Here is a 25157-nt window from a genome sequence, read left to right on the forward strand (position 1 = left end):
TGCTTTTAAAATTTATAACAAACTTTTTTACAGCCGGTATGTTTACTTAACATATCTACCTTAAATTTAACTAAACCAACTTAAACGCTTTTATGAAAAAAATTTACACCCTCCTATTACCAGTTTTATTTGTTTGCCTATTTTCTTTACTAAATTCCTGCGGACAAAAAACCGAAAGTGAAGAAAATGAAACTGAAGAAAATGATATGTATGATGGACCTGATAAAGCAATAGAATTTGAAATAGAACGCACTAAAAATCCTGCTACAGGTAAAGTACCTTGGGAAAAACTAAGGCTTGCTATTGAACAAACAGAACAGGCTAAATTGTTTGCACCAACTTCATCTAGCAATTTATCCTGGATTGAAAGAGGACCTGATGGTGATATATCCGGTCCGCAGGGTAATAGCAGGCCTAACAATGATCAAACAGCAGGAAGAATAAGAGCTTCAATTGTTGATTCGCTTGATCCAACTCATAAAACTGTTTGGGTAGGCGGTATAGATGGAGGATTATGGAAAACAACTGATATAACTGCCTCACCAGCCAACTGGATATTAATAAATGATTTTTTATCCAACCTGGCGGTATCAGCTATATGCCAGGATCCCCGTCCCGGATTTCAGAATAATATGTACTTCTGTACAGGAGAATCTTTTTCTAATGCTGATGCAGTAAGAGGTGTAGGAGTATTTAAAAGCACTAACGGTGGTGCTACATGGAGTTTTTTACCGAGTACAAGCAGTTATTTGAACGGCACCAGGATAATATGCGATTTTCTTGGAAACGTTTATTTAGGTACCCGGGGAAATGGTTTATTGCGTTCAACAGACGGAGGTACAACATGGACAACAATTACACCAAGTGGGCTTGGCACAAGTGTATGTGATCTTGAGATCAGCTCAACATCCGCAGCCGGAAGATTACATGTAACAACGGGTATTTTTAGCGCTGCAGGTTACAATTATACTGATATACCCGCTACCGTTACATCTGCATCAGGCTGGAATGCTGCCACCACTCCATTTACAACTTTTAACCAAAGAACCGAAATGGCTATAAGCGGAAATGTTTTATATGCATTGCCGGATAATGCCAGTCACCAGGTTCCCACAATCTGGAAATCAACTGATGGTGGCGCTAACTGGGCTTCTACCACAGGCCAACCTGCATCAGGTTGGGCAAGTGGCCAGGGGTGGTATTCTTTATCTGCCGGAATTAATCCTGCTAATTCAAATGAATGTATTGTAGGCGGACTCGATTGCCATAAAACTTTGGATGGAGGCGCAACATGGACGAAGATATCCACCTGGGTGGGGTTTACAGGTCAGTATGTACATGCCGATCAACATAATATTCAATGGTGGGATGGTGGCAGTAAACTGATGTTTAACTGCGATGGCGGTGTACACTACTCCTCCAATGGAGGTACAACTATAACCGATAGAAATAAAGGTTTGAGGATAAAACAATTTTATTCGATCGCAATACACCCGTCATCTACTAATTATTTTCTTACCGGAGCACAGGATAATGGAGTACACAGACTTAACCATCCCGGCTTAGACAGTTCCGTAGAGGTTTATGGTGGTGACGGCTGTTATGTTGCCATTGATCAGAACGAACCACAATTTCAATTTGGTTCTTATGTTTTTAATGTTTACAGAAGAAGTACCAATAACGGTGCCAGCTGGACGACACCAGTTAACAACCAAAGTACAGGAAGATTTGTTAATCCCTGGGATTATGATAATAATGCTAATATTATTTATGCATGCAATAATGCCGGCACTTATTTACGCTGGAATAATCCACAGGGCCCCGCTGCAGCTTTCACTGAGGTTGTGACTGCATCAGCATTTGGTACGGGGAATGTTTCCGCAGCACATGCATCACCTTATACAGCTAACAAAGTTTATTTTGGCCTCGGCAATGGGGTGGTAGTATTTATTGATAATGCGAATACAGGAACAGCTGTTACCGGTACAGTTATTACTCCTGCTGGTGCCTCCGGATATGCTAACTGTGTAGTTACAGGTTCTTCTGATCAAAATCTTATGACATGTTATTCAAGCTACGGGGTACAAAACGTATGGGTATCTTCTAATGGAGGAACAAGCTGGACAGCATGTGACGGTAACCTTCCTGATATGCCCGTAAGATGGGGGCTTTTTCATCCTGATACAGATACAAAAGCATTTATTGCAACAGAAACAGGTGTTTGGGAAACCGATTTGTTAAATGGTGCATCCACTGTTTGGACGCCCAGTACAAGTTTTCCTAATGTAAGAACGGATATGATTAAGTACAGAAGCTCCGACCGTACCATTGCAGCAGGTACGCATGGCCGGGGTATTTGGTCTGCAAACATCCCGTCTGGCTGTACTTCGGCAGGTATTGCAACGCAACCGACTAATAGCATTGCTTGTGTTTCCAATACTGCTTCTTTCTCTATTACCGGCGTTGGCACTGGGTTTCAATGGCAGGAAAGTATTAATGGCGGAGGCACTTTTACCAATATTACCAATGGCGGTATATACAGTGGCGCAACAACAACTACCTTAACTTTAACCGGTGTAACTGCACCAATGAACAACTATCAATACCGTTGTGTGGTAACAGGTACGTGTACCCCATTAACAGTTACATCTAACAGCGGAATATTAACTGTTAATGCAGCTACATCTATAAGCAGTCAGCCTGCAAGCAGTTCAATTTGTGCCAATACTAATACATCTTTTACTGTAGCAGCTACTGGTGCTTCGTTAACTTACCAATGGCAGATTAGTACAAATGGTGGTGGCACTTATATTAGTTTAACTAATACTGCTCCTTATTCAGGTGTTAACACAAATACACTCGCTATTACTGCAGCTCCGGTTACTTTAAATGGCAATTTATACCGTTGCATAATTGGCAGTGTCTGCACTCCAATAAATTCAAATGCAGGTACTCTTACAGTAAATGCAACCCCAACAATAACCACACAGCCTGTTAGTAATGGTGTATGTGCAGCTAACAGTGTAACGTTTACTGTTGCAGCTTCCGGAGGCGGTTTAACTTATCAATGGCAGGAAAGCACTAACGGAGGTGGTACTTTTAATAACATTCCCGGTGCTGCAGCATCCTCTTACACTTTTGTTGCAACACTGGTTCAAAACGGATACCAATACCGCTGTGTTGTTAGCGGTGCCTGTGCACCTGCTGCTACATCGGCTGCAGCAACACTTACCGTTGGCAGCAGTTTAATAATTAATTCTCAACCAGTCAGTTCAATTTTATGTGCAGGAGGAAATACCACATTTAATATAAACGTATCCGGCACAGTTACCTACCAGTGGCAGGAAAGCATTAACGGCGGCGCTAGCTATACAAATATCACAAACGCCGGAATTTATTCAGGTTCAACTACCCCCACGTTAACTTTAACAGGTATACCGGCAACAGCAAATAATAATTTGTACCGTTGTGTGGTTTCAGGCAATTGCCCTTCAATAAATTCAAATGCAGCTACATTAACTGTAAATACAGCGCCGGCTATTACAACACAACCGGTATCAAGCAGTATAATTTGTGCAGCACAAAACACTTCGTTTACAACCGCGGCAACCGGCACTTCCTTAACTTATCAGTGGCAGGTTAGTACAGATGGCGGCGTTACATTTGGCAACCTTGCAAATGGTGGTGTGTATTCAAACGTAAACACAGCCACATTAAATATTACCGGTGCAACAGTTGCCTTGAACACCTATAAATACCTTTGTTTAATTGGTGGAACATGTGCCCCAACTGTAACTACCAGTATAGCAACATTAACAGTTTATACGCCGGTAAGTGTTAGTGCTAATCCGGCAAATACAACTTTGTGCGAAAACAGTAATGCAAGTTTTAGTGTTACCGCAGCAGGTACCGCACCAACCTATCAGTGGCAGGTAAGTACGGATGGTGGTGGTTCTTATACGAACGTTTCCAACACCAGTATTTACTCCGGCGCAACTACTGCAACGTTAACTTTAACCGGTGTAACCTTTAGCTTAAACAGCAATCTTTTCCGTTGCGTTGTTTCGGGTACAGCTCCTTGTGGTACCGTTAACTCTGGTGGTGGCACTTTAAATGTAAATGCTGCTCCAGCTAAGTTAACCGTAACTGGCGGAGGTGCATACTGTGCAGGTAGTGGCGGTGCTGCTGTGGGCTTAAGTAATTCTGCTACGGGCATTAATTATCAGCTACAATTAGGTGGAGTTAATAATGGTACTGCATTACCGGGAAATGGTGCTCCATTAAATTTTGGCAACAAAACAGTTGCCGGCATTTACACTGTTCTGGCCACAAATGCTGCAACTGGCTGTACACAACAAATGACGGGTAGTGTAACAGTAATCATTAATCCTTTACCAACTATATCACTAAATGTAGCGCCGTATAAAAATATTTTTCCTGGTTTAGTTACCACATTAACGGCTACCGCAAGCAGTGCTGCAAACCCAATAACTTATGCATGGTTTAAAAACAATGCTTTAATAAGTAATACCAGCAACACGTTGCCTGTAAATATTACCAGCCTTGGAAGTTATAAAGTAAGGGTTACTGATGCTAATGGATGTGTTGACTCATCGCAGATAATTACAATTGCAGATTCTGCTAACAGCAAATTGTTTATTTACCCAAGCCCTAACGATGGTAAATTCTCAATTGTATATTACAATGCAGGTGGAACCAGTTCTAAACAAATTATAACAATCTACAGCAGCAGAGGGGAAAAGGTGTATAATAAAGAATTCCCTGTTAACCAGGCCTACCAATTGTTAACTATAGATTTAACAAAAGCCAGTGCTGGTGTTTATTATATTATACTGAGTGATGCTGCCGGCAATAAAATAAAAACCGGTGAAGTACTGATAAGATAAATCATTTCACTTATCAATAATTTACAACTCCCGTTTTTAAAACAAACGGGAGTTTTTTAAACTTATAAATTTTTTAGTTAAAAATTTTAATTTCAATTTACTATGACAATAAAAGTTGACGACAGCATTTCATTAGAATTATTAGATGACATTCATGCTGTACCAATACTTAATATAATAGAAGCTAACAGAAATTATTTGAAGGAATGGCTGCCCTGGGTTGATAACATGCAAACCATCGGCGATTTTAAAAATTATATTGTAAAGTGTAAAAAGCAGCATGATGAAGGCAGTGATCTTGGATACGTAATAATTTTTAAAAAAACTGTTGTTGGCAGAATTGGTTTGCATAATATAGATCAGCAAAATAAAATTGCCTCCATCGGTTACTGGCTCGATGAAAATTATACCAGTAAAGGTATCATTTCAAAATCCTGCAAAGCAATAATAAATTATGCTTACCATACACTTGATTTAAACAGAATTGAAATTAAGTGCGGTACCGGAAATAATAAAAGCAGATCAATACCTGAAAAACTTGGATTTAAAAAGGAAGGCACTTTAAGAGAGGCGGAATTAGTAAACAATACTTTTATTGACCTGTATATTTTTTCAATGCTAAAAAATGAATGGTCAGGCTAATCATTTATTTATTGGGATTGCCGCTTACAAATTTATTCCCCTTTACATAAAACCTGTATTGATATAATGCAGCAGCTCCTGCACTTTCTACACCAATACGTTTACTATATCCTATTTCACTTTCATCGTAGTAAACATCATCATCACAAATAAATATTTTATTACCCAGTAAATTTAACCCGGAATGGTTTTTTGAAATACCCAATGCCCTGCCCACATTACCCGGGCCCTTAGTTAATGTATTATCTAATCTTATTTTGCCTGTTCGCCGGAGCATCGTTTCAATACCTTTCAAAGGTTCAACAGCCCTAATTAAAACTGCATCAGGAATATCTTTTTTATTAGTTACTACATTAAACAAATGATGCATGCCATAACAAATATAAACATACGCAATGCCCGGTGCTGCATACATATGTTCGTTTCTCAAAGTGCGTTTGCCCCCGAAGGAATGCGATGCTTTATCGCTAAGGCCGATATATGCTTCGGTTTCTGTAATTTTACCCGAAGTGAGTACACCATCAAATTTTGTAACTATTATTTTACCCAATAAATCACGGGCAATTTGCACTACATCTTTACGATCATAAAATTCAACAGGTAATTTCTTCATTATATCTTTAACTTTAAAGCTAAAATAAGTAAACTACCGGCATCAACCTTTACAATGCTTAAAGAAATTATTACAGCAATACAGGCGTATTTTCAAACCCACCGGTTTATTATTAAACACCGGTTATGGAAGTGGATCTTCATCCCCGGCCTGATATATGCCCTGCTTTTTTGCGCAGGTATTTGGCTGTTTCTTAAATCGAGTAATTATGCCATCGATTTTGTTTTACTTAAAACCGGTATAACAGAATGGATGGAAAAAATGCAAAACAGCTGGTTAAGCTGGCTGGTAATTTTTGCACAAATTATTTTGTATTTAGTATTACTGATGTTTTATTTTTCTTTATTTAAATATTTATTTTTAATTATTGGTTCGCCGTTGTTTGCTTACTTAAGCGAAAAAACAGAAGCTATAATGGAGGGCAAAGATTTCCCTTTTAGTTTTACCCAATTATTAAAAGACATTGCACGGGGAATAAAAATTGCACTAAGAAATATGTTGTGGCAAACGGTGTATGCTATTTCAATTTTTATTTTAGCTTTTATACCGGTAGTGGGATGGATAACACCTTTAATTGCTTTACTGGTAGAATGTTATTACCTGGGATTTTCAATGCTGGATTACAGTTGCGAAAGAAATAAATTATCTACCTCACAAAGTATTGCTTTTATTGGCAGGCACAAAGGTTTGGCTATTGGTAATGGAATGGTTTTTTACATGATGCACTTAGTGCCCATATTAGGCTGGATACTGGCGCCCAGTTACGCTGTAATAGCTGCCACCATTAGTTTGTATGGAGAAAAAGGAAATGAATTATCGTTGGTGCATAGTGAAAAATAATCTTTTAAGCACCTGCAGCAGATCTAACAATTTTCAACCCTTAAATTTTTCAACTTTTTATAATGACAAGTACAATTTATTTAGTGCCCTCGGTGTTAGATGAAGCTGCTGTGGAAACAATTCCCTTATACATTATTGATGCAGTAAAAAACTGTTCGGTAATTTTTGCAGAAAATGAAAGAACAGCAAGGCGATTTTTAAAAAGCATCTGTAAAGAAATTGTTATTGACAATTACGAATGGTTTACTATACATAAAGCAGAAGAAGAATTAATCAGCACCTTCAAACAAAAAATAAAAGAAGAAAAAAATATTGCTATCGTTAGCGAAGCTGGTTGTCCCGGCATTGCAGACCCAGGGCAAATTTTAATTGCTGCGGCGCAACAAATGAATGCTATTATTAAACCTTTGGTGGGGCCAAGTTCAATTCTTTTAGCCTTAATGGCCAGTGGCATGAATGGGCAGCAATTTGAATTTGTGGGTTACCTGCCTATTGATAATAATGAAAAAATAAAACGCATTAAAGAACTGGAAGCATCCTCAGAAAAAAATAACAGCACAAAAATTTTTATTGAAACACCTTACCGTAATAACCAGCTTATCGAAACTATTTTAAAAACCTGTAAGCCTTCCACCAGGTTTTGTATTGCAGCTGAACTTACTTCTGCCAGCGAATATATCAAAACCAAAAAAATTGCAGAGTGGCAAAAAGAAAAAACCGACTTTCATAAAAAGCCGGTTATATTTTTATTGCATAGCTAAAAAATTATGGATTGATATCCAGCTCTACCGCATCAACAATATATTCACTTTCACCACGCCAGGGCAACGTGCCATTTTTTTGCAGGTAATGTAATTTTACATTTTTACCTTCAAATTTTTGCATGGCCTTAGCTACACTGTCAACAGTTACAGAAAAATAAAATTTTTCAGATGCAATACCCACATTAGAAGTAGAAACTATACTGCGTTGCACCAGTTCGCCTTCGTAAGTTTTAAAAATATTTCCTTTATGAGAAAGTTTTTGCAATAAGCCACTCCTGTATCCATCACTGTAAGTATAATAATATTTCCAGTAGCCAAACAACAATAATACTGCAAGCAGAATAAATGTAAACCAGCGCACAAATTTTTTAAACCCGCCTGCTTTTTTGGGCAATGGTCTTACTGCATCAGCAGATTTTATTTCTTCCATATTCTTATTTTTATTGCAAGATAATTATAATCCGTATTTATCCACCAAATAAACCATTGCGGCCATAACAACAGCGCCTAAATTTAATTCCTGTGCATTTACATTTTCAAAAACATCTGTAGCCGCATGGTGTAAATCAAAATAACGCTGGCCGGTAGTATTTAAACCAAACTGGGCAGTTTTAAAATTGGTTTGCAAAGGGCCAATATCTGCCCCGCCTCCACCTCCTTCGCTAAAAGAAAACTTATCAGCATCATAAGGTGTAAAATATTTTTTCCAATTTTCCACTTTTGCATATTGTTCCTTCGTCATACCACAACTAAAGCCACGTGGGTATTCGGCACCACCGTCGCTTTCCATTGCCATAATGTGCTTTTCTTTTTTAACTTTAGCTTCTTCTGCATATTTATTTCCGCCACGTAAACCGTTTTCTTCATTTGCAAATAAAACAATTCGGATGGTTCTTTTTGGCTTATATCCGGCAGCATTAAACGCTCTTAAAATTTCTATGCTTTGTACCATTCCGGTGCCGTCATCACTTGCGCCTTCAGCAGCATCCCAGCTGTCTAAATGTCCCCCAACAGTTATTATTTCATCAGGAAATTCCGTTCCTCTTATTTCGCCAATTACATTGTGCCCGATAGTATCGGGCAGCATTAAACAGTTGGTTCTTAAAAAAAGTTTTTCAAATTTATAAATACCTTTTAATCCATTGCTTAATTTATCCGCATCTTTTGTACTTATCGCAACTGCCGGTATTTTTGGAAAACTATCGTTGTATCGTAATGCACCTGTATGTGGATTATCATCGTATGCAGCAGTAACCGAGCGTACAATAACTGCTACTGCTCCATATTTCGCTGCTGCAGATGCACCACTGCTTCTGTATCTTACTGCATCGCCATACGCTCCACGTAATAATGTTTTATTAAAAGGGTAATTAAAAAAAACAATATTACCTTTTACTTCATCTTTTCTTTTATTTAAATCATCAAAATTTTTAACTTCAATTACTTTAGCACTAACACCCGTCTTGCCTGTACCCACAGCATTGCCAATAGAAAGTATATTAAATTGGTTACTGCCTTTAGCTTTTGTAAATGCTGCAAATTCTTTTTTCCCTCTTACCCAATGCGGCACCATACACTCCTGCAAATAAACATTTATTGCACCGGCATCTTTTAATGTTTGCACACCCCATGCTTCGCCTTTATACATACCTGCGCTGCCGCTGAGCCGCTGCCCTACCGATTTACACAAAGTATATAAATTTGAATGGGCCTTACCGTGCAGTAAAATTTCATCCGATATTTTTTTAATCATTACCGAATCTTCATTTTGCGAAAAAGCTAAAACAGTAATAAAGAGAAAAGTAACAGCGGTAATAATTTTCTTTTTGTACATATATGCAGTTATAGAACAAACTTAATGATTATTATGTTTACATGAGCGGAATGGGTGGAGAAAAATAAAACACTAAATTGCATCCTGCTAATTAAAAACTATTAAACTTTCTTTTATATGAATATTGCAATTGTTTGCTATCCTACTTTTGGTGGCAGCGGTGTACTGGCAACAGAATTAGGTAAAGCCCTAGCAGATAAAGGACATAATATTCATTTTATAACCTACCAGCAACCGGTTAGGCTGAGTGGTTTTCATAACAATATTTTTTACCACGAAGTACGTGTACCTACTTATCCTTTATTTGATTATCCGCCTTACGAAACTGCATTGGCCAGTGCAATGGTAGATGTAATTACCAACAACAATGTAGAATTACTGCATGTGCATTACGCCATACCGCATGCTGCTGCAGCATATATGGCTAAACAAATTTTAGCAAAGCAGGGCAAAAGAATTCCGGTTATTACAACATTGCATGGCACCGATATTACTTTGGTGGGCCGTGATAAAACTTACAGCCCCGTTGTAACCTTCTCTATGAATGAAAGTGATATACTTACTGCTGTATCGCAAAATTTAAAAGAAGAAACGTACAAAAATTTTGTAATTGATAAAGAGATTGAAGTGATCCACAACTTTGTTGATGTGGAGCGTTTTCACAGAAAACCTGTTGATGCTTTTAAAAAAATTGTGGCGCCAAATGGCGAAAAAATAATTGTGCATGCCAGTAATTTTAGAAAAATAAAAAGAGTGGACGATGTGGTAAAAGTATTTATGAAGATTATTGAAGTAATGCCTGCTAAATTATTATTGCTGGGTGATGGGCCCGAAAGACCTTACGTGGAAAGCATTTGCAGGGATTGTGTGATAAGTGATAAAATTAAATTTTTAGGCAAGCAGGAGCAGATGGAAGATATTTTACCCATTGCCGATTTGTTTTTATTAACCAGCGAATATGAAAGTTTTGGTTTGGCGGCGCTGGAAGCAATGGCTGCAGAAGTGCCGGTAATATCAACTAACGCTGGTGGCCTGCCCGAAATAAATATTGATGGCTACTGCGGCTACATGAGTAATGTGGGAGATGTAGATGATATGGCAAAAAATGCATTAGCCATTTTTAAAGATGATGCAACTTTATTACAATTTAAAGCCAACGCTTTAGCCCAGGCCAAAAAATTTGATATAGAAAATATTGTACCGCTTTATGAAGCTCTGTACAAAAGGGTTATTTAAATTACCGGCGGCGCAACCATTTTGCAGGATCCAAATTATTTTTTTCATCATTGATATAAAAATCAACTGCGCCAACACCATCTAAATTAGCTGCGGCTTTTCCAATTACCTGGCCAGTTTTTACTTCCTGTCCTGTTTGTACAGCTACACTGGAAAGATTGCTGTAAGTACTGAAATATCTTCCATGCTGCAAAATTACCACCTGCATATCTTCAACATATAAAACTTTAGAAACCACTCCATCAAAAACAGATTTTACTGCACTGCCGATTTCTGTTGCAATGGTTAAACCCGTCATGTCTAATACCGTACCGCTTGGTAATTTGTTGGACCCATAATGCATCAGCATATATCCTTTATCTACAGGCCATGGTAAGGCTCCCCTGTTATTTACAAAATTTGCATTTACTGCAATATTTTCAGAGTTTAACAATACACTTTCCGGTGCTTTTTTAGGTTGTGCCTTTTTCACCACAACCGGCGCTTTTGTTGCCGGAGCAGTAGAAACATTTGCATTATTTTTTGCAGCTGCCTTTTCAGCAGCTATTCTTTTAGATTCATCATTTGCAGCCTTTTTTAAAGCCGTTTTTCTTGCTTCATCTAAAGCTCTTTTAATAGCTGCTGCAATGGCGTTATCTACTTTTTTCAATTGCTTTTTAGTAGCTGCCATTTGGTTATTCAACTGCTTGCCCTGCTTTTTTAATTCGCTCAGTATGCGGTCTTTTTCTCTTTGCTCTTTTTCCAAAGCCGACATTTCTTTGTCCTTATCCTTTAATACAATACTTTTCTTTTCTTTTGTTCCGCTTAATTCTTCCACACGTTGCTTGCGTAAATCCTGTGTACGTAAAATATTTTCTCCCTGCATTTCCCTGTAATTGCGGTAACTTTTTAAATAAGTAATACGTTTTATGGCATCATTAAAACTTGCAGCAGAAAAAATAAAATTTAAAAAATCGTAGTTGCTCCTGTTCTTATAGGCATACACCATACTCTTGGCATATTCCTGTTTTAAAGTGTCTAATAATTTATCGTAGCGGTTAATATCTCTTTGTGTTTTAATTAAATTATTATCCAGCAAATTAATATCACGGTTAATATTATCTATAATCCTGTCCTGGATGTTCACTTTATCATTTATCAGTTTCCATTGCACATAATTTTCTTTTGATTTTGTTTTGTTTTCGTTCAGCATTCTTTCTGTTTGCTCTAATTCTCTTCTTAACTGCAGCTTCTGTTTTTCCAGATCTTCCCTTGTTTGGGGTTGAGCAATAACACTAATCAACATAAAAAATGATGCTATTACAGTAATGCTTATTTTAATCATGAGCCGTATTTAGAGTGTTTATCAAAAAAACAATTGAAACAGGAAATATAATTGGTTTTAAAACACACAGCCTGTGTATAATTATCCCTAACGCTTACATGCGTTTATAATTTTTGGGAACCTTTAAAGAAACTGATAATTCTTTGTTAAACTCATACTGCTTATAATTGAGCCGTATATCTAATTTATTTTTTTCTGAAACAGTTATTTCCCTGTAGGTGGAAAAATCAACGCCATTTTTATTTTCGTAATTGTCGTAAGTGATATCTGCAGTTCTGTTACGTGTTACATCCACATCATCCAGCTTGCTGTGCAGCAGTAAATTATTATCTGCCGAAAGTGTGAGCAGGTGTTTAAAAATATCTCCGGCAGTTGCTATTAAAATATGCGATTCTGTTTTTCTGTACGCAACCACAACCGTATCCATAAATATTGGATTACCTATCAGCAGATCCTGAATAGTTTTATAATCAAATGCTATTTTAGTTACCTCCTGCAAATAATCTATCGAACGGTATTGTACTTCTTTATCCCTTGTGTTCATCAAAATAACACTGTCTTTTGTTATAAGCATACGGTAAACCTCTACATTAAAAATAGTTGCTGATAAGGATACCCAAATAGCACTGTCTTTTATAATTCTTACCACGGCAGAAATATCGGGCTGCTTGCCTTTATTATCTTCGTATTCTGCTTTTATCTTTGCATTAAAGGTTTTGTAATTAATATAATGACTATGAAATCTATCCATAGTTTCATGTATCACTTTTAATGAATCGGCCGCTGATGTATTTGTTACAATATTTACAGTGGAGTCTTTTGGGGCTATTGCTTTATTAATTTGTTTAGTGGTGCGGCAACTGTACGTTGATATTATTACGAATGCTGTAAAAAAAATGCTTACTAAATTCTTCATTACTGGTTGTATATTTTTTTGTCAGGATAATTTTTTATTTAACTCCTGTATGGCCAAACCCGCCATCACCTCTTACAGTTTCATTCAATTGCTGTACCAAAAATAATTCAGCCTTTTCAGTTTTAGCAATTACCATTTGTGCAATACGGTCACCATTATTAATTACCTGTACCTGGTTACTTAAATTTATAAGAATCACTTTTAATTCCCCCCTGTAATCGCTGTCAACTGTTCCCGGAGAATTTAGGCAGGTTATGCCCTGCTTTAGTGCCATTCCACTCCTTGGTCTTATTTGTGCTTCATACCCTTCTGGTAATTCAATAAATATTCCTGTGGGAGTTAAAAAACGTTCCAGCGGTTGTAATATTACCTCCTTGTCTATATTTGCCCTGATATCCATACCTGATGAACCGGCAGTAGCATAAGAAGGCAATGGATTAGCTGATTTGTTGATGATGTTAACAGTTATTTCTTGCATTGGCGCAAAGGTAGTAATGTAGTAAGAAGGAAAATAAGGAAATTTATTTTTAACAGAATACTTTTAATTTTTACAGAGTAATATTGTTGCATAAGCCACCAACCCTTCTTCCCTGCCCACAAAGCCCATCGTTTCTGTTGTGGTTGCTTTTATTGAAATATCATTAATATCTATTTCTAAAATTGAAGCAATAGCTTCCTGCATTTGTAAAACATAAGGCTTTATTTTGGGTAATTGTAAACAAAGCGTAGTATCAATGTTTACTATTTTGTATCCCTTATTTTTTACCAATGCAAAACTTTTTGCCAAAAGAATTTTACTGTCTATATTTTTATAAGCTGTATCAGTATCTGGAAAATGCACACCAATATCACCAAGGCATAATGCTCCCAACATAGCATCGCAAATAGCATGCAGTAATACATCTGCATCACTATGGCCCAAAGCTCCTTTTGTATGAGGGATTTTTACACCCCCTATCCATAAATCCCTTCCTGCTGTTAACTGATGAAAATCTACACCCGACCCAATTCTATAACTCATTTAGTTTATTTTATTTACAAATATCCGCAATTTCATTTGTTATTAAAAACTAAAAGCGTTCCGCTTTTTGGCGGAACGCTTTTAAAATATGTTTTAATAAAATTATTATTTTGCAGCACCATCAAAATCAAACACTAAACCAAAACGGTAAGTATTAGATAAAGGGTTACGGTTTGTACCGCTACCTGATGGGAAAATATAAGAAAAATCTATTCCGAAAACATTATACTTTAAACCAGCTCCCACTGTAAGATATTTTCTGTTTCCTTTATTAGGGTTTTCGTAAAAATAACCTGCTCTAAAAGCAAACTGATTATTGTACCAGTATTCCAAACCTAAAGAAGCATTTATTTCCTGAATTTCTTCAGAACCTTTACCCGGTGCATCGCCAAAAGATTTAAACCAGCTGCTGACAACACCCTGAGTACGGTATTTTGCTATTCCGGCAGAATCACCAGTTGCCGGTGGTGTTGGAACTAATAATTTATTAAGATCTACTGCAAATGTAATTTTGTTGTCTTCGTCAATTACTTTAGTATAAGCTGCCCCAAGACCCAAATTTGCAGGAATAAAATCTTTTGAATTAGCATCAGAAGTATAAGAAATTTTAGAACCCAGGTTGCTTAAAGCAGCTCCCCAGCTAAACCCTTCGCCATTCTCTTTTGTTCCAGTGTGATAAAAGTGTATATCGCCAGCTACAGCTGATGCACTTTTGTAATTTGTACTTCCAACTGTACCTGCTAAATTTGAATTAATATACCGTAATGCTATACCTATTCCGTTTTTTGCAGACAGCTTTCTTGAATAACCTGCATCAAAAGCAAACTCACGAGGACGGTAAGTTAATAAATACTGGGCCTGATCATTAGTGAATTCTACACTTCCCAGATTACAATATCTTAAAGATGCTGAAACGGTTTGTAAATCATCCAATTTATAGTATCCTGCCAATGAAGCAAGGAAAACATCGGGCACAGATAAATCCCTTAACCAAGGTGTATATGTTACCCCAACTCCGCCTTTGCTGGTACTAAAAGGTAATTTTGCTAAATTTAAAGCACCTGAATTAACATCGGCAGATGTTGCAATACCTGCATCTCCCATACCGGCGCTTCTGATATTTGGTGAAATACGTAAAAATGGAACTGCGGATGTCACAACGTTCTGGGCATTAGATACAGAAATTGCTCCTCCCAGTAACATAACTATGGCAGTTAGTTTTAAAGTTACTCTTTTCATGCGTTTTGATTTGTCTTGGTTAGGTAGAACTTACCTCTATAAGCGTTAAGTTTAAGGTTGTTGTATTGTAAAAATAGTAGTTTTCTTGAAACGAACAATTTTTTTATAAAATCTTGTTAAAAAAATTATGAACATCTTATAAATTAAAGGTAATGATTTTCTGATTACAGATGCAAATGTTAGCAATTTTTTGATTTTTAATGCTTTATTCCCATTTTAGTAAAGATAAAACCTTCGCTTGAATTAGCAAACGGGATATATTGCTGATTATTGTATGCACTATATTTAAACCCTTTTAAAATATCAATTATTGGTATTAAGTTATTAATTAGTGCCTAATATACCCAATAACGCATTTGCCTTGTTATAAGTAAATAAATTACGTCACAATAAATCAGACAGTCCCTTTTAAGGATATGATGCATGACTAAAATAATTTTTAGCATAATTTTTGACATAATTTAAAATTAGCTTTAATGATTTTATTTTTACACAATAAAATTTATTAAAATGGTGTTATTCAAATACACTAATGTTTTAAATACTTTTTGCATTTACTAATCCGTTAAAAAAACCGTATTACAACAGTATATCGCTTAAAGTATTTATATTCGCAGCCAATACACCCCAAATACAATAAAAAAGAAAACCTTTCGTTAACCAATTTGATAAACGAACGAACATGTTAAAATTAATTTCAGGAAAAAATTTAGTAATTGTTGCTGCAGCAGCTTTTTCATTAAGCTCTTGTAAAAATGGGGGCTTATTTAAGAAAAAAAGCGCCACATCATCTGCAACAGGATGGAAGTATGATGATAAAAACATGGGTAACTTTCATGTTGCAAAAGTAAAATACCCCAAAGCTGGTCCGGGCCTTGTTTTTGTACAGGGCGGTTCGTTTGTAATGGGTGCAAAAGATGAAGATGTAATGGGCGACTGGAATAATGTACCCCGCCGTATTACCGTTCCCTCTTTCTTTATAGATGAAACTGAAGTAGCCAATGTGCACTACAGGGAATATTTATACTGGCTGGAAAATACTTTTTCCGGAGATACCTCTATAATGTCTAAGGCACTTCCGGATACTTTAGTATGGCGTGAAGAGCTGGCTTACAATGAGCCGTATGTAGAATATTATTTTCGTTTTCCCTCTTACAATTTTTATCCTGTGGTTGGTGTAAGCTGGCAGCAGGCACATGATTTTTGTATTTGGAGATCGGACAGGGTTAACGAACTTAACCTAATGAAAGGGGGGTACTTGAAAAAAGATGCTGCTAAAAAAGAAATGAAAGGTGCTGGTGCAGATGCCTTTAATACAGAAACTTATTTAATGTCGCCGGATTTAATACAGAGCCGCAGCAAACCTAAAAAATCTGATTTAAAAGATGTTAATGGTAAACCTCGTGGTACTGTGCGTATGGATGATGGCATTTTAAACATGGGTTACCGTTTACCAACAGAAGCAGAATGGGAATATGCAGCTTATGGCATTTATGCTCAAAACCCATCGCCCCGTAAAAAAGAAGGCAAATCAGGCGAGGAATTGCTAAGCAACCAGCAAATATATTCATGGAGTAATAACCCCAATGGTTTACGTGATAACCGCCGTGGAAGCTGGCAGGGTAAATTTTTGGCCAACTTTAAACGTGGTAGTGGTGATAACATGGGTGTAGCAGGAGGTTTGAATGACCGTGCCGCAATACCTGGTAATGTAAAATCATTTTATCCCAATGCATTTGGGTTATATAACATGAGTGGTAACGTTAGTGAGTGGGTAGGTGATGTGTACAGACCATTAACGCCAACTGATGGACAGGATTTTAACTATTTCCGTGGTAATAAATTTCAGAAGTATTATAAAAATTCTGCCGGTGAATATGCTAAAGACAGTGTTGGCGGTGTAGAAGTTAACCGTTTAAAGAAAGTTGATATTTCTGATGAAGATGTAAAAAATCGCAGCAACTATCAAAAAAACAATGTTATTAATTATTTAGATGGAGACTCTGCAAGTGGTGTTTATTATGGATACGGAGTATCTTCTCTTATAAACGATGAGTCGAGAGTAATTAAAGGTGGCAGCTGGAACGACAGACCTTACTGGTTATCCCCCGGCTCACGCCGTTTTATGCAGGAAAATCAGGGTGCAAGCACAGTTGGTTTCCGTTGTGCACAAACATACCTTGGCCCGCCGGAAGGCCCTGGCTTTAAAGAAGGTAATATTTTTGGCAGCCGCAAACAAAATTCAAGAAAAAAGAAAAAATAGTTTTGTTATAAATAAATTGAAACCTCCTGATTAAATTTCAGGAGGTTTTTTTATTTCATTTATTATCATCTTCTATAGTATTTTTGAAACATGCAAATTGACCAACTATATAAAATATTTTTAGTACACTCATCTGTACAAACAGATACGAGGAAAATAAAAGCAGGCGATTTATTTTTTGCATTAAAAGGCCCCAACTTTAATGGTAATCTTTTTGCACAAAAAGCTTTTGACACAGGCGCCGCATTTGTTATTGCTGATGAAGCAACCGGCGTGGATGATGCAAGGATAATTACAGTTGATGATGTATTGACAACAATGCAATTATTGGCAAAGCACCATCGACAGCAGTTTAAAATACCTTTTATTGCTATTACAGGAAGCAATGGTAAAACCACCACTAAGGAATTACTGCACGAAGTTTTAAACACTACTTATAAAACATACACCACAGAAGGGAATTTGAATAATCATATTGGTATTCCCCTTACCATTTTAAAAATAAAAGCTGATGCAGAAATAGCATTAATTGAAATGGGCGCCAACCATTTAAAAGAAATTGAAAGCTATTGTAATTTTACCTTACCCACTCATGGCTTAATTACCAATTGCGGTAAAGCTCACTTAGAAGGTTTTGGTGGCATAGAAGGAGTAAGAAAAGGTAAAGGAGAATTATTTGATTATTTAAGAGCTAATAACGGCGCCGCTTTTATTATGGCCGATTATGATTATTTAAAAGAGATGAGTAAAGGCATTGCAACCATAAAAACTTACGGCACTGTAAATGCTGACATTACCGGCGATATAAAAAACAGTAAAGATTTTTTAGAAGTTGCAATAACTAAAGGTGCCGCTATTGATACCATAAAAACACAACTGGTAGGAGAATATAATTTACCCAATATACTGGCAGCCGTTGCCTTGGGTAAATATTTTAATGTAGCCGATGAAAAAATAAAATCATCATTAGAAAATTACACACCTACCAACAGCCGCTCCCAATTAATAGAAAAAGATACCAACAAAATTATTTTAGATGCCTATAATGCTAACCCCACCAGTATGAAAGCTGCAATAGAAAATTTTGCAAAAATGGAAGGCAATGAAAAAATATTATTATTGGGCGGTATGATGGAATTAGGTAACGAAAGTATTAAAGAACATCAATCTATTATTTATGTTATTGATAATTACAAATGGAAAGCGGTGGTTTTAGTTGGTGGCGATTATCATAAAATAAATCATCCCTATATTAATTTTGAAAATAGTTTACAGGCAAAAGAATGGTACAGCCAGCAAAATATTCAGCATGCTCAAATTTTAATAAAAGGCAGCAGAAGTATGCAGATGGAAAAGGTGCTGGAGTAAATTTAAAAAATAAAAAAGGGTTTCAGTAAATCAACTAAAACCCTTTTCAAATAATTTCAATGGGACTTGATTATATGGTTTTTGCTCAACGATTAAAAAGTATAACGAATACCTAAGCCTCCCCAGTTACCAGAAAAACCCCTGCCGGTTCCAAATTCAAAAGATGGTTGCCAGTCCAGAGAAAGATTTAAAGGCGCTTTATTAATTTTATAATCTAAACCCAACACGCCATCTATACCTGCAAAAGTGCCATCCCCATCTTTATATTTACTATTATAAAAACCTAAGTGTGCGCCCGGGCCAACATACCATTTTAAGCCTGGTGCACCATCAATATCAAAATGAATTTCATACAAACCTGTAATTCTTGTACCCCGGTTCCAAAAATAGGCTATGCCCTCCAGTGCCCTGTTTTCCTTTATAAAATGTTTAAGTGTAATGCCTGCACCGTCAAAAACTTTTACACCCAACGCTGTAGTGTAAGTTCTTCCCATACTTTGTGCCATTGTACCAGCAACAGCAATAAAAAAAATTGCTGCAGTTAATAAAATCATCTTTTTCATACAAGTTATTATTAAGGTTGTTTAATTAATTTCTTAATTAATTGAAGACCGTGCCTTTTAATTCCATCGGAATTTTTTGCCACAGCATTGGCAACCGTTAGCTCAATAATTGTACCAAAAAAACGTTTAAAAATATTTGTTGACTTGCCTACTAATAATTTTTTAGATAAAACACCTACGCCTAATCCTATTGATGTATCAACTACCTGGTTGGTAATATCTGGGGTATCAAGAATTTTATTAAAAGTGCTTTTTATTAAATTTAAAGGCTTTAAACTTTCATACGTTCGGTGAAACTCTTCAACTAATACAAACTTTTTTTCCTCCTGCTGTGCCTGCAGCAAAGCAATGGCTTCTTTTAGCTGAATAGCGTTGTTGATTTCCATAAAATTTAATTAAGCATTTTTTTTATCAGCATATCATTTAATGGTTTTTTTATCCACTTACTTCTAAAGGCATAAAGCAAAGCCGCCAGTATAATGTAAAAGCCGCTTACTAAAAAAAAGCCGTAGTACATTTTACCTAACATATCTCCAATCCAAATGGCTATGCCAGTATTTAAAATGAGCACTATCAAGCTAACAATAAGTGCTATTGCAAATCTTGATGCTATTGATGAAGTAACATCAGATGTTGTATTAACAGCCTGCAGTTTTAATAACTCCATTCTTGTTTCCAGATAGTCCCCCGTTTTTTCAAATAAGGCTTCCAGCGAATTGGTTTGATTTTCCATTACTTATAATTTTAGGTAAAATGACTACGGCGTAATAATTTTAAGACAAGGTATGCTTTGCTTCGTTTTTAAAAGCATTCACTTTTTCTTTACCGGTATCCAATAATTTTCCGGCTTCATCTTTCCCTTCTTCATACTGACTGGCCATATCATCTACCAGTTCGTTCATTTTACTTTTAAATTTACTTTTTAGATCATTCCCTTTTTGAGAAATTTTCCTTCTTGTTTCTGTACCCTTGTCCGGAGCAAATAATACACCTAATACAGCACCTGCAGCGGCGCCTAACAATACGCCTGCTAATAATTTTCCTGCGTTCATAATTTTAAAGTTTAATAATTATTAAATAATTGATTGTACATAACAGTAAACTAAAATGCTGCCAAAAATACTTGTGGTGCAAAAAATATATTTCAACACAGTAGTAAACAGTGTTTTAATATTCCATTACTGTTACACTGCACTACCTGTTATAAAATTTTGTGTACAAATTTCTACACATGGGGAAATACAGGTATTTTTTACAACGTTTTTTTAATTGAGTATTTAACAGTCCATTATAAATTATTATGGCACTATTATTACAGGGATACTATACAAAAATTAACCTTACATGAAAAAATTATCCCTTGCTTTTGACCTGTCTTTAATTTGCTTACTATTTGGCAGCTGCAGTGCTATTGAAGGAATTTTTAAAGCCGGCTTTTGGTCGGGTATAATTTTGGTTGCCGTAATAATAATTGCAATAATTGTTGGTGTAACTACCATTTTTAAAAAGAAGCAATAATTAAAAAGCCATCCAATTTAATTAACGGATGGCTTTTATTTACCTGCTTGGTTTGTACATTTTATTTTAAATATCTTCTTAAAGTCCATGCAATGGTTTCGTGTTCCTGCATTAAGCCTGTTAAAAAATCGGCAGTACCTTTATCTTTAAATTTATCGTCGCAATCATCAATATTTTTACGCAATGCTTTAATAACAGTTTCATGGTCTGCTAAAAGTTCTTTTATCATACTGATTTGATCAGGGTATTTACCCGGCGCTTCTTTTAAACTCGTTACCTGTAAAAATTCTTTTAAAGTACCAATGGTAGGCGTACCAAATTTATTTATACGTTCTGCTATTTCATCAATAGCCTCTTCCAGTTTATTATACTGGCTTTCAAAAAGTTTATGCAGCTCCATAAAACTCTGGCCATTTACATTCCAGTGAAATTTCCTTGTTTTGGTGTACAGCATAAAAGAATCTGCCAGTACAGCGGAAAGCATGGTGGTTACATCTTTTAGGTTTTTGTCGCTAATGCCAATATTTGGTTTCATTTGTCTTTTTATTTATGTTGATTATTTTTATTTATTAAACCGCAGGGTATTCAGCAGCCTGATTTTCATAAATGCTGATTGCAATGCAAATAACTGGCAGGTAATAATTTCTTTTAAATTTTTGTAGGGAAGGTATTCCTGCAATACGTCATCATACATTTTTCTAAAATAATTTTCGCAATTATTACACAATGCAATTATTTCGGCACCCTTTGTTACCCCTGCCTGTTCATCTATACCGGCTTCAATCTGTTTCCATATATGATCAGTAAATTCTGTTGATCCTCCAACATTAAACTGTTCCATTTGCTTGCTTATTTCTTTGGCATACTGTTTACTTTCTACAGCCAGTGCTAACATGGCAGTTTTTAAATTTGCATTGTCAATTTCTTCAGCCACCGCATCAATACCTTTGTTTACCTGGCTAAGAAAAGATACCAGGCTTTGTAACTTACACCGCAGCGTATAATTTACATTCTCCATAATATTTTGCATACAGTTAGGTTTGTATTTTAAGTTACATGCCTGTTTTGCCGGTATATTCTTTTATGGTATTTAAAACAGTTCTAATGCCATTTACCTGCTGCTCTAATACCACTTTTACTTCGTAATTATTTTGTATTTGATTGATAGCTGCTGTATAATTTTCAAGAGCTGTTTCTTCTCCTTTTATACAAGCCTGAATAATATTCTCTCTTTTACCCAATTTAAAAGTTGCTTTTAAGTCTGTCCAGGTACGGTACAATAAACTTAATGTAAATTGGTCTATCGAAGATGAAAAATTAAACCGGTTAACCAACTGGCGCAATTCATTACTGTACCGGCTTTTTTGATACGCAAAATTCTCGAACAATAAGGATAATACTTCGTCCTTAATTTTTTCGGCAGCATTTAAGTAGCCCTTTTTTGCATCATCCAGTATAGCAATAAGGCGGTGTATGGGCTGCCCTTCATTTTGATTGACATTTCTCATAGTAAAAAGTTATTTTTAATGAACTATTTGCTATGTACAACATATATACCATAAAATCTGGCTTGAAATTTACAGGTATAAACACTACAAGAACAACAATTTGTCGATTGACGGGGATTATTTTCCACACATCCATTATTTATTATGATAAAATCTTTAAAAGAGTTAAAAGAAAAAGCATTTGACTTTAGGGTTAAGGCTGGCTACACTGCAGCTTTTATTTTATTGCTGGTATCTTATATACTAACCCTATACAGCAACACTCAATTGATGAAGCAAACTGAATGGGTAAACCATACCAATATTATTATGAAAAACCTTGAAGGTTTAGTTTCGGGAATGAAAGATGCAGAGACAGGGGCAAGAGGATATATCAATACAAAAGACACTGTTTTTTTAGTTCCTTATAAAAACAGCTTTCCCATTGTAGATTCATTCTACAATGCTTTAGAAAAGGATACCAAAAATATTGATTATCAGAAAAAGTACCTCGATGCACTTAAAACGCTGATTGCAGAAAGATATTCCAAATTAATATTTGCAGTTAACAATTTCCCAAAAAATAATTATATAATTACTGATACCATCTTAAAGTCTTTTTATGAAGGCAAAGCTAAAATGGATATGATACAATCTACTGTAAATGCTATGCAGAATCATGAAGAAAATTTACTTATATTCCGAACAAAAGAGTTAGATACAAAATACAAAGCTTTAAACACCATTGTAATTACTTCCATTGTACTGGCATTGGTATTTGCATTATTTGGCTATTATACTTATAAAAGAGAAAATAACGCCAGGCTTGCATCTGATAAAAAAGTAGATGACTATCAGAAAGAATTACAACACCGTATTACAGAACTAGATGCTGCCAATAAAGAATTGATACTGATGAAGAGAAGTGAAAAGTTTGCCGCCACCGGCCGCATTGCCCGTACCATCGCACATGAGGTTAGAAACCCTTTAACTAACATTGGTTTAGCAGTAGCGCAAATAAAAAGCGATATGCCCACTGCGGATGATAACACCAATATGCTTTTTGATATGGTGGAAAGAAACAGCAAACGTATTAACCAGCTTATTAGTGAGCTACTAAGCGCCACACGTTTTGCAGAGTTAAGCTATGTTTCAGTTTCTATAAACGATTTACTAGATGAGGCATTGGAAATGGCTAAAGACAGGGTAGAATTGAATAAAATAAAAGTGGAAAAAAAATACAGCCTTGATATTTGCAATATTTCTATAGATCCTGAAAAAGTAAAAATTGCTTTTTTAAATTTAATTGTAAATGCAATAGAAGCTATGGAACCCGGTAAAGGTATTTTGCTATTACACACAAAAGGAGAAAAGGAAAAATGCGTAGTAGAAATTACTGATAACGGTCATGGCATACCAGAAGATGACCTAAATAATTTATTTGAACCCTACTTTACCACTAAGCCAAATGGCAATGGCCTGGGCCTTACCAATACACACAATATAATTTTAAATCACAAGGGGTCTATCATTGTAAACAGTGAAATCGGCAAAGGCACTACGTTCGTAATTAAATTTGATTTTACGGTTCCAGAGTAGGCGGTTTTACAGGTGAGGGTGTTTTAAATTTATGCCCCATACTTTCTAATTTTAAATAAATTTTATTTTTTTTGCTGCCGGTAATATCGTCGCCCAGTAAAATACCCCAGGGTTTTAAACCTTCCACCCTGTCGGAAATTACTTTTAAAATAGCTATTGCCGGTATGGATAAAAACATGCCTGCAACACCTGCCAACGCCCCACCTATTAATACACCTAAAATAGTAATGAGTGCATTTATTTTTACTTTAGAACTTACCACTTTAGGCATAATAATATTGTTATCAATAAACTGTACCACTGTAAGTATAACCACCACCCAAATTACATCGCTTATATTTGCCGAAGTGGTAAGTGTAATAAGCATACAAAACACTGAAGCTATAAGCATTCCTATGTAAGGAATCATATTAAGTATAGCCGAGAGCACACCTAAAAATACGGCATACTGAATACCCACTATTATAAATCCAACAGCATTAATGGTGGCCACAATGCCCATTTCAATTATCAACCCCGTCATATATCCCTGCACAATCAATTTAGATTCCTGCAATACCTCAATCACTTTTGGTTCATGCTCACTTTTAAAAAGAGCAACTAAAAATCTTTTTATCATACTGCGGTAATACAGTATTAAAAAAGAATACACTGGTAATAATACAATTAATACTAAACCCTGAGTTACGGATGAAAAAGTATTACCCAATATACCAGAACCTGAGTCTTTTATTTTTTCTGCAGCATTATCAATAAAACTGCTTTGCTCTGTTTTGGTGATATTAAATTGCATGGTCATCCATTGCTGCAATGTTTTTTCATGCTCGGCCAAATGTTTTTTTATAGCTGGTATATCATTCATAAATCCAGCTATTTGCGAAGAAAGAAAATAAATGATGCCGCTTGAAACAATAATAAAAAGTGTTAACGAAAAAATTATGGCAAAAACCCTTGACACTCCCTTTCTTACTAAATAATTATTAAAAGGTAATAATAAAACTGCCAGCAGAATAGCAAAAGCCA

25 protein-coding genes are annotated in these 25157 nt (G+C 35.8%); 9 read left to right on the top strand and 16 right to left on the bottom strand.

The genetic code is table 11. The features are described 5' to 3' along the window. The first annotated feature begins 92 nt into the window (after positions 1–92). Both ACY651_RS03955 and ACY651_RS03960 read left to right on the top strand, forming a co-directional pair. Positions 93–4907 carry a T9SS type A sorting domain-containing protein gene (locus ACY651_RS03955; protein WP_462249926.1) on the top strand — a complete coding sequence of 1605 codons (4815 nt, stop codon included), beginning with the start codon at positions 93–95 and terminating at the stop codon, positions 4905–4907. 102 nt (positions 4908–5009) lie between these two features. Continuing rightward, positions 5010–5549 carry a GNAT family N-acetyltransferase gene (locus tag ACY651_RS03960; RefSeq protein WP_462249928.1) on the top strand — a complete coding sequence of 180 codons (540 nt, stop codon included), beginning with the start codon at positions 5010–5012 and terminating at the stop codon, positions 5547–5549. Between the two features lie 4 nt (positions 5550–5553). Here ACY651_RS03960 and ACY651_RS03965 read toward each other — a convergent pair whose 3' ends face one another. After that, entirely contained in the window at positions 5554–6162 is a 609-nt protein-coding gene (locus ACY651_RS03965) for a DNA-3-methyladenine glycosylase (protein ID WP_462249930.1), read from the bottom strand. A gap of 54 nt (positions 6163–6216) precedes the next feature. Here ACY651_RS03965 and ACY651_RS03970 point away from each other — a divergent pair, with 54 nt between their 5' ends. Together ACY651_RS03970 and ACY651_RS03975 are read left to right on the top strand one after the other, a co-directional pair. Continuing rightward, the gene (locus tag ACY651_RS03970; protein ID WP_462249932.1) at positions 6217–7002 is read left to right on the top strand and encodes an EI24 domain-containing protein; all 786 of its coding nucleotides are present in this window, start codon (positions 6217–6219) and stop codon (positions 7000–7002) included. 62 nt (positions 7003–7064) lie between these two features. Further along, positions 7065–7763, top strand: coding sequence for an SAM-dependent methyltransferase (locus ACY651_RS03975; protein WP_462249934.1), 699 nt, complete (start codon positions 7065–7067; stop codon positions 7761–7763). Positions 7764–7767: 4 nt separating this feature from the next. On the opposite strand, the gene ACY651_RS03980 is transcribed toward ACY651_RS03975, so the two are convergent. Both ACY651_RS03980 and ACY651_RS03985 read right to left on the bottom strand, forming a co-directional pair. Continuing rightward, entirely contained in the window at positions 7768–8196 is a 429-nt protein-coding gene (locus ACY651_RS03980) for a hypothetical protein (protein ID WP_462221616.1), read from the bottom strand. Positions 8197–8220: 24 nt separating this feature from the next. Beyond that, a complete protein-coding gene (locus ACY651_RS03985) occupies positions 8221–9600 on the bottom strand; it encodes a M20/M25/M40 family metallo-hydrolase (protein WP_462249936.1) in 1380 nt (459 codons plus the stop codon). 117 nt (positions 9601–9717) lie between these two features. Between ACY651_RS03985 and bshA the strand changes: the two genes are divergently transcribed. Continuing rightward, a complete protein-coding gene (bshA, locus tag ACY651_RS03990; protein ID WP_462249938.1) occupies positions 9718–10836 on the top strand; it encodes an N-acetyl-alpha-D-glucosaminyl L-malate synthase BshA in 1119 nt (372 codons plus the stop codon). A gap of 1 nt (position 10837) precedes the next feature. Here the strand turns inward: bshA and ACY651_RS03995 are convergent, their stop codons facing one another. The 5 genes from ACY651_RS03995 to porV all read right to left on the bottom strand — a co-directional run bounded on the left by ACY651_RS03995 (position 10838) and on the right by porV (position 15336). After that, positions 10838–12160, bottom strand: a complete 1323-nt coding sequence (locus ACY651_RS03995) for a murein hydrolase activator EnvC family protein (protein ID WP_462249940.1) — start codon at positions 12158–12160, stop codon at positions 10838–10840. Between the two features lie 94 nt (positions 12161–12254). Further along, positions 12255–13076, bottom strand: a complete 822-nt coding sequence (locus tag ACY651_RS04000; protein WP_462249942.1) for a DUF4292 domain-containing protein — start codon at positions 13074–13076, stop codon at positions 12255–12257. 34 nt (positions 13077–13110) lie between these two features. Continuing rightward, positions 13111–13554 (bottom strand): dUTP diphosphatase, encoded by a 444-nt coding sequence (dut, locus tag ACY651_RS04005; protein ID WP_462249944.1) that lies wholly within the window; start codon positions 13552–13554, stop codon positions 13111–13113. 63 nt (positions 13555–13617) lie between these two features. Further along, positions 13618–14097: a 2-C-methyl-D-erythritol 2,4-cyclodiphosphate synthase gene (ispF, locus tag ACY651_RS04010; RefSeq protein ID WP_462249946.1), complete on the bottom strand. Its 480-nt coding sequence runs from the start codon at positions 14095–14097 to the stop codon at positions 13618–13620. A gap of 105 nt (positions 14098–14202) precedes the next feature. Further along, positions 14203–15336: a type IX secretion system outer membrane channel protein PorV gene (porV, locus tag ACY651_RS04015; protein ID WP_462249948.1), complete on the bottom strand. Its 1134-nt coding sequence runs from the start codon at positions 15334–15336 to the stop codon at positions 14203–14205. A 682-nt stretch (positions 15337–16018) separates the two neighbouring features. Here porV and ACY651_RS04020 point away from each other — a divergent pair. Both ACY651_RS04020 and ACY651_RS04025 read left to right on the top strand, forming a co-directional pair. Then, positions 16019–17599 carry an SUMF1/EgtB/PvdO family nonheme iron enzyme gene (locus tag ACY651_RS04020; RefSeq protein ID WP_462249950.1) on the top strand — a complete coding sequence of 527 codons (1581 nt, stop codon included), beginning with the start codon at positions 16019–16021 and terminating at the stop codon, positions 17597–17599. A 90-nt stretch (positions 17600–17689) separates the two neighbouring features. Next, entirely contained in the window at positions 17690–18967 is a 1278-nt protein-coding gene (locus ACY651_RS04025; protein WP_462249952.1) for a UDP-N-acetylmuramoyl-tripeptide--D-alanyl-D-alanine ligase, read from the top strand. A 92-nt stretch (positions 18968–19059) separates the two neighbouring features. Here ACY651_RS04025 and ACY651_RS04030 read toward each other — a convergent pair whose 3' ends face one another. Genes ACY651_RS04030 through ACY651_RS04045 form a run of 4 tightly spaced genes read right to left on the bottom strand, consistent with a single transcriptional unit; the run spans position 19060 to position 20582 of the window. Further along, positions 19060–19530 carry a hypothetical protein gene (locus tag ACY651_RS04030; protein ID WP_462249954.1) on the bottom strand — a complete coding sequence of 157 codons (471 nt, stop codon included), beginning with the start codon at positions 19528–19530 and terminating at the stop codon, positions 19060–19062. An 11-nt stretch (positions 19531–19541) separates the two neighbouring features. Beyond that, on the bottom strand, positions 19542–19916 hold the full coding sequence (locus tag ACY651_RS04035; protein WP_462249956.1) for a hypothetical protein: 375 nt from the start codon (positions 19914–19916) through the stop codon (positions 19542–19544). A 5-nt stretch (positions 19917–19921) separates the two neighbouring features. Continuing rightward, a complete protein-coding gene (locus tag ACY651_RS04040; protein ID WP_462249958.1) occupies positions 19922–20263 on the bottom strand; it encodes a hypothetical protein in 342 nt (113 codons plus the stop codon). A gap of 40 nt (positions 20264–20303) precedes the next feature. Then, positions 20304–20582 carry a YtxH domain-containing protein gene (locus ACY651_RS04045; protein ID WP_462249960.1) on the bottom strand — a complete coding sequence of 93 codons (279 nt, stop codon included), beginning with the start codon at positions 20580–20582 and terminating at the stop codon, positions 20304–20306. Positions 20583–20874: 292 nt separating this feature from the next. On the opposite strand from ACY651_RS04045, the gene ACY651_RS04050 reads away from it, so the two are divergent. Further along, positions 20875–21048, top strand: a complete 174-nt coding sequence (locus ACY651_RS04050; RefSeq protein ID WP_462221527.1) for a hypothetical protein — start codon at positions 20875–20877, stop codon at positions 21046–21048. Positions 21049–21109: 61 nt separating this feature from the next. Here the strand turns inward: ACY651_RS04050 and ACY651_RS04055 are convergent, their stop codons facing one another. From ACY651_RS04055 to ACY651_RS04065, 3 genes are read right to left on the bottom strand one after another with little or no spacing between them, the layout of a single operon-like run. Beyond that, positions 21110–21583: a Dps family protein gene (locus ACY651_RS04055; RefSeq protein WP_462249962.1), complete on the bottom strand. Its 474-nt coding sequence runs from the start codon at positions 21581–21583 to the stop codon at positions 21110–21112. A 27-nt stretch (positions 21584–21610) separates the two neighbouring features. Continuing rightward, positions 21611–22078 (bottom strand): ferritin family protein, encoded by a 468-nt coding sequence (locus ACY651_RS04060; RefSeq protein WP_462249964.1) that lies wholly within the window; start codon positions 22076–22078, stop codon positions 21611–21613. A gap of 22 nt (positions 22079–22100) precedes the next feature. Then, positions 22101–22556, bottom strand: a complete 456-nt coding sequence (locus tag ACY651_RS04065) for a PA2169 family four-helix-bundle protein (protein ID WP_462249966.1) — start codon at positions 22554–22556, stop codon at positions 22101–22103. Between the two features lie 144 nt (positions 22557–22700). Here ACY651_RS04065 and ACY651_RS04070 point away from each other — a divergent pair, with 144 nt between their 5' ends. Continuing rightward, entirely contained in the window at positions 22701–24134 is a 1434-nt protein-coding gene (locus ACY651_RS04070; protein WP_462249968.1) for an ATP-binding protein, read from the top strand. On the opposite strand, the gene ACY651_RS04075 is transcribed toward ACY651_RS04070, so the two are convergent. Then, a partial coding sequence (locus ACY651_RS04075; protein ID WP_462249970.1) for an AI-2E family transporter occupies positions 24118–25157 on the bottom strand: 1040 nt, incomplete at its 5' end. The genes ACY651_RS04070 and ACY651_RS04075 overlap by 17 nt on opposite strands.

The organism is Ferruginibacter sp. (genome assembly GCF_031391665.1).
Classification (GTDB): domain Bacteria; phylum Bacteroidota; class Bacteroidia; order Chitinophagales; family Chitinophagaceae; genus Ferruginibacter.

What these genes read in the sequence shown, in the direction of transcription:
- ACY651_RS04045 (WP_462249960.1), bottom strand. Translation starts at nt 20,582, where the DNA reads ATGAACGCAGGAAAATTATTAGCAGGCGTATTGTTAGGCGCCGCTGCA.
- bshA (WP_462249938.1), top strand. Translation starts at nt 9,718, where the DNA reads ATGAATATTGCAATTGTTTGCTATCCTACTTTTGGTGGCAGCGGTGTA.
- porV (WP_462249948.1), bottom strand. Translation starts at nt 15,336, where the DNA reads ATGAAAAGAGTAACTTTAAAACTAACTGCCATAGTTATGTTACTGGGA.
- ACY651_RS04065 (WP_462249966.1), bottom strand. Translation starts at nt 22,556, where the DNA reads ATGAGAAATGTCAATCAAAATGAAGGGCAGCCCATACACCGCCTTATT.
- ACY651_RS04050 (WP_462221527.1), top strand. Translation starts at nt 20,875, where the DNA reads ATGAAAAAATTATCCCTTGCTTTTGACCTGTCTTTAATTTGCTTACTA.
- ispF (WP_462249946.1), bottom strand. Translation starts at nt 14,097, where the DNA reads ATGAGTTATAGAATTGGGTCGGGTGTAGATTTTCATCAGTTAACAGCA.
- dut (WP_462249944.1), bottom strand. Translation starts at nt 13,554, where the DNA reads ATGCAAGAAATAACTGTTAACATCATCAACAAATCAGCTAATCCATTG.
- ACY651_RS03960 (WP_462249928.1), top strand. Translation starts at nt 5,010, where the DNA reads ATGACAATAAAAGTTGACGACAGCATTTCATTAGAATTATTAGATGAC.
- ACY651_RS04000 (WP_462249942.1), bottom strand. Translation starts at nt 13,076, where the DNA reads ATGAAGAATTTAGTAAGCATTTTTTTTACAGCATTCGTAATAATATCA.
- ACY651_RS03985 (WP_462249936.1), bottom strand. Translation starts at nt 9,600, where the DNA reads ATGTACAAAAAGAAAATTATTACCGCTGTTACTTTTCTCTTTATTACT.
- ACY651_RS03975 (WP_462249934.1), top strand. Translation starts at nt 7,065, where the DNA reads ATGACAAGTACAATTTATTTAGTGCCCTCGGTGTTAGATGAAGCTGCT.
- ACY651_RS04020 (WP_462249950.1), top strand. Translation starts at nt 16,019, where the DNA reads ATGTTAAAATTAATTTCAGGAAAAAATTTAGTAATTGTTGCTGCAGCA.
- ACY651_RS03970 (WP_462249932.1), top strand. Translation starts at nt 6,217, where the DNA reads ATGCTTAAAGAAATTATTACAGCAATACAGGCGTATTTTCAAACCCAC.
- ACY651_RS04030 (WP_462249954.1), bottom strand. Translation starts at nt 19,530, where the DNA reads ATGAAAAAGATGATTTTATTAACTGCAGCAATTTTTTTTATTGCTGTT.
- ACY651_RS04070 (WP_462249968.1), top strand. Translation starts at nt 22,701, where the DNA reads ATGATAAAATCTTTAAAAGAGTTAAAAGAAAAAGCATTTGACTTTAGG.
- ACY651_RS03955 (WP_462249926.1), top strand. Translation starts at nt 93, where the DNA reads ATGAAAAAAATTTACACCCTCCTATTACCAGTTTTATTTGTTTGCCTA.
- ACY651_RS04025 (WP_462249952.1), top strand. Translation starts at nt 17,690, where the DNA reads ATGCAAATTGACCAACTATATAAAATATTTTTAGTACACTCATCTGTA.
- ACY651_RS03980 (WP_462221616.1), bottom strand. Translation starts at nt 8,196, where the DNA reads ATGGAAGAAATAAAATCTGCTGATGCAGTAAGACCATTGCCCAAAAAA.
- ACY651_RS04060 (WP_462249964.1), bottom strand. Translation starts at nt 22,078, where the DNA reads ATGCAAAATATTATGGAGAATGTAAATTATACGCTGCGGTGTAAGTTA.
- ACY651_RS04040 (WP_462249958.1), bottom strand. Translation starts at nt 20,263, where the DNA reads ATGGAAAATCAAACCAATTCGCTGGAAGCCTTATTTGAAAAAACGGGG.
- ACY651_RS03965 (WP_462249930.1), bottom strand. Translation starts at nt 6,162, where the DNA reads ATGAAGAAATTACCTGTTGAATTTTATGATCGTAAAGATGTAGTGCAA.
- ACY651_RS04035 (WP_462249956.1), bottom strand. Translation starts at nt 19,916, where the DNA reads ATGGAAATCAACAACGCTATTCAGCTAAAAGAAGCCATTGCTTTGCTG.
- ACY651_RS04055 (WP_462249962.1), bottom strand. Translation starts at nt 21,583, where the DNA reads ATGAAACCAAATATTGGCATTAGCGACAAAAACCTAAAAGATGTAACC.
- ACY651_RS03995 (WP_462249940.1), bottom strand. Translation starts at nt 12,160, where the DNA reads ATGATTAAAATAAGCATTACTGTAATAGCATCATTTTTTATGTTGATT.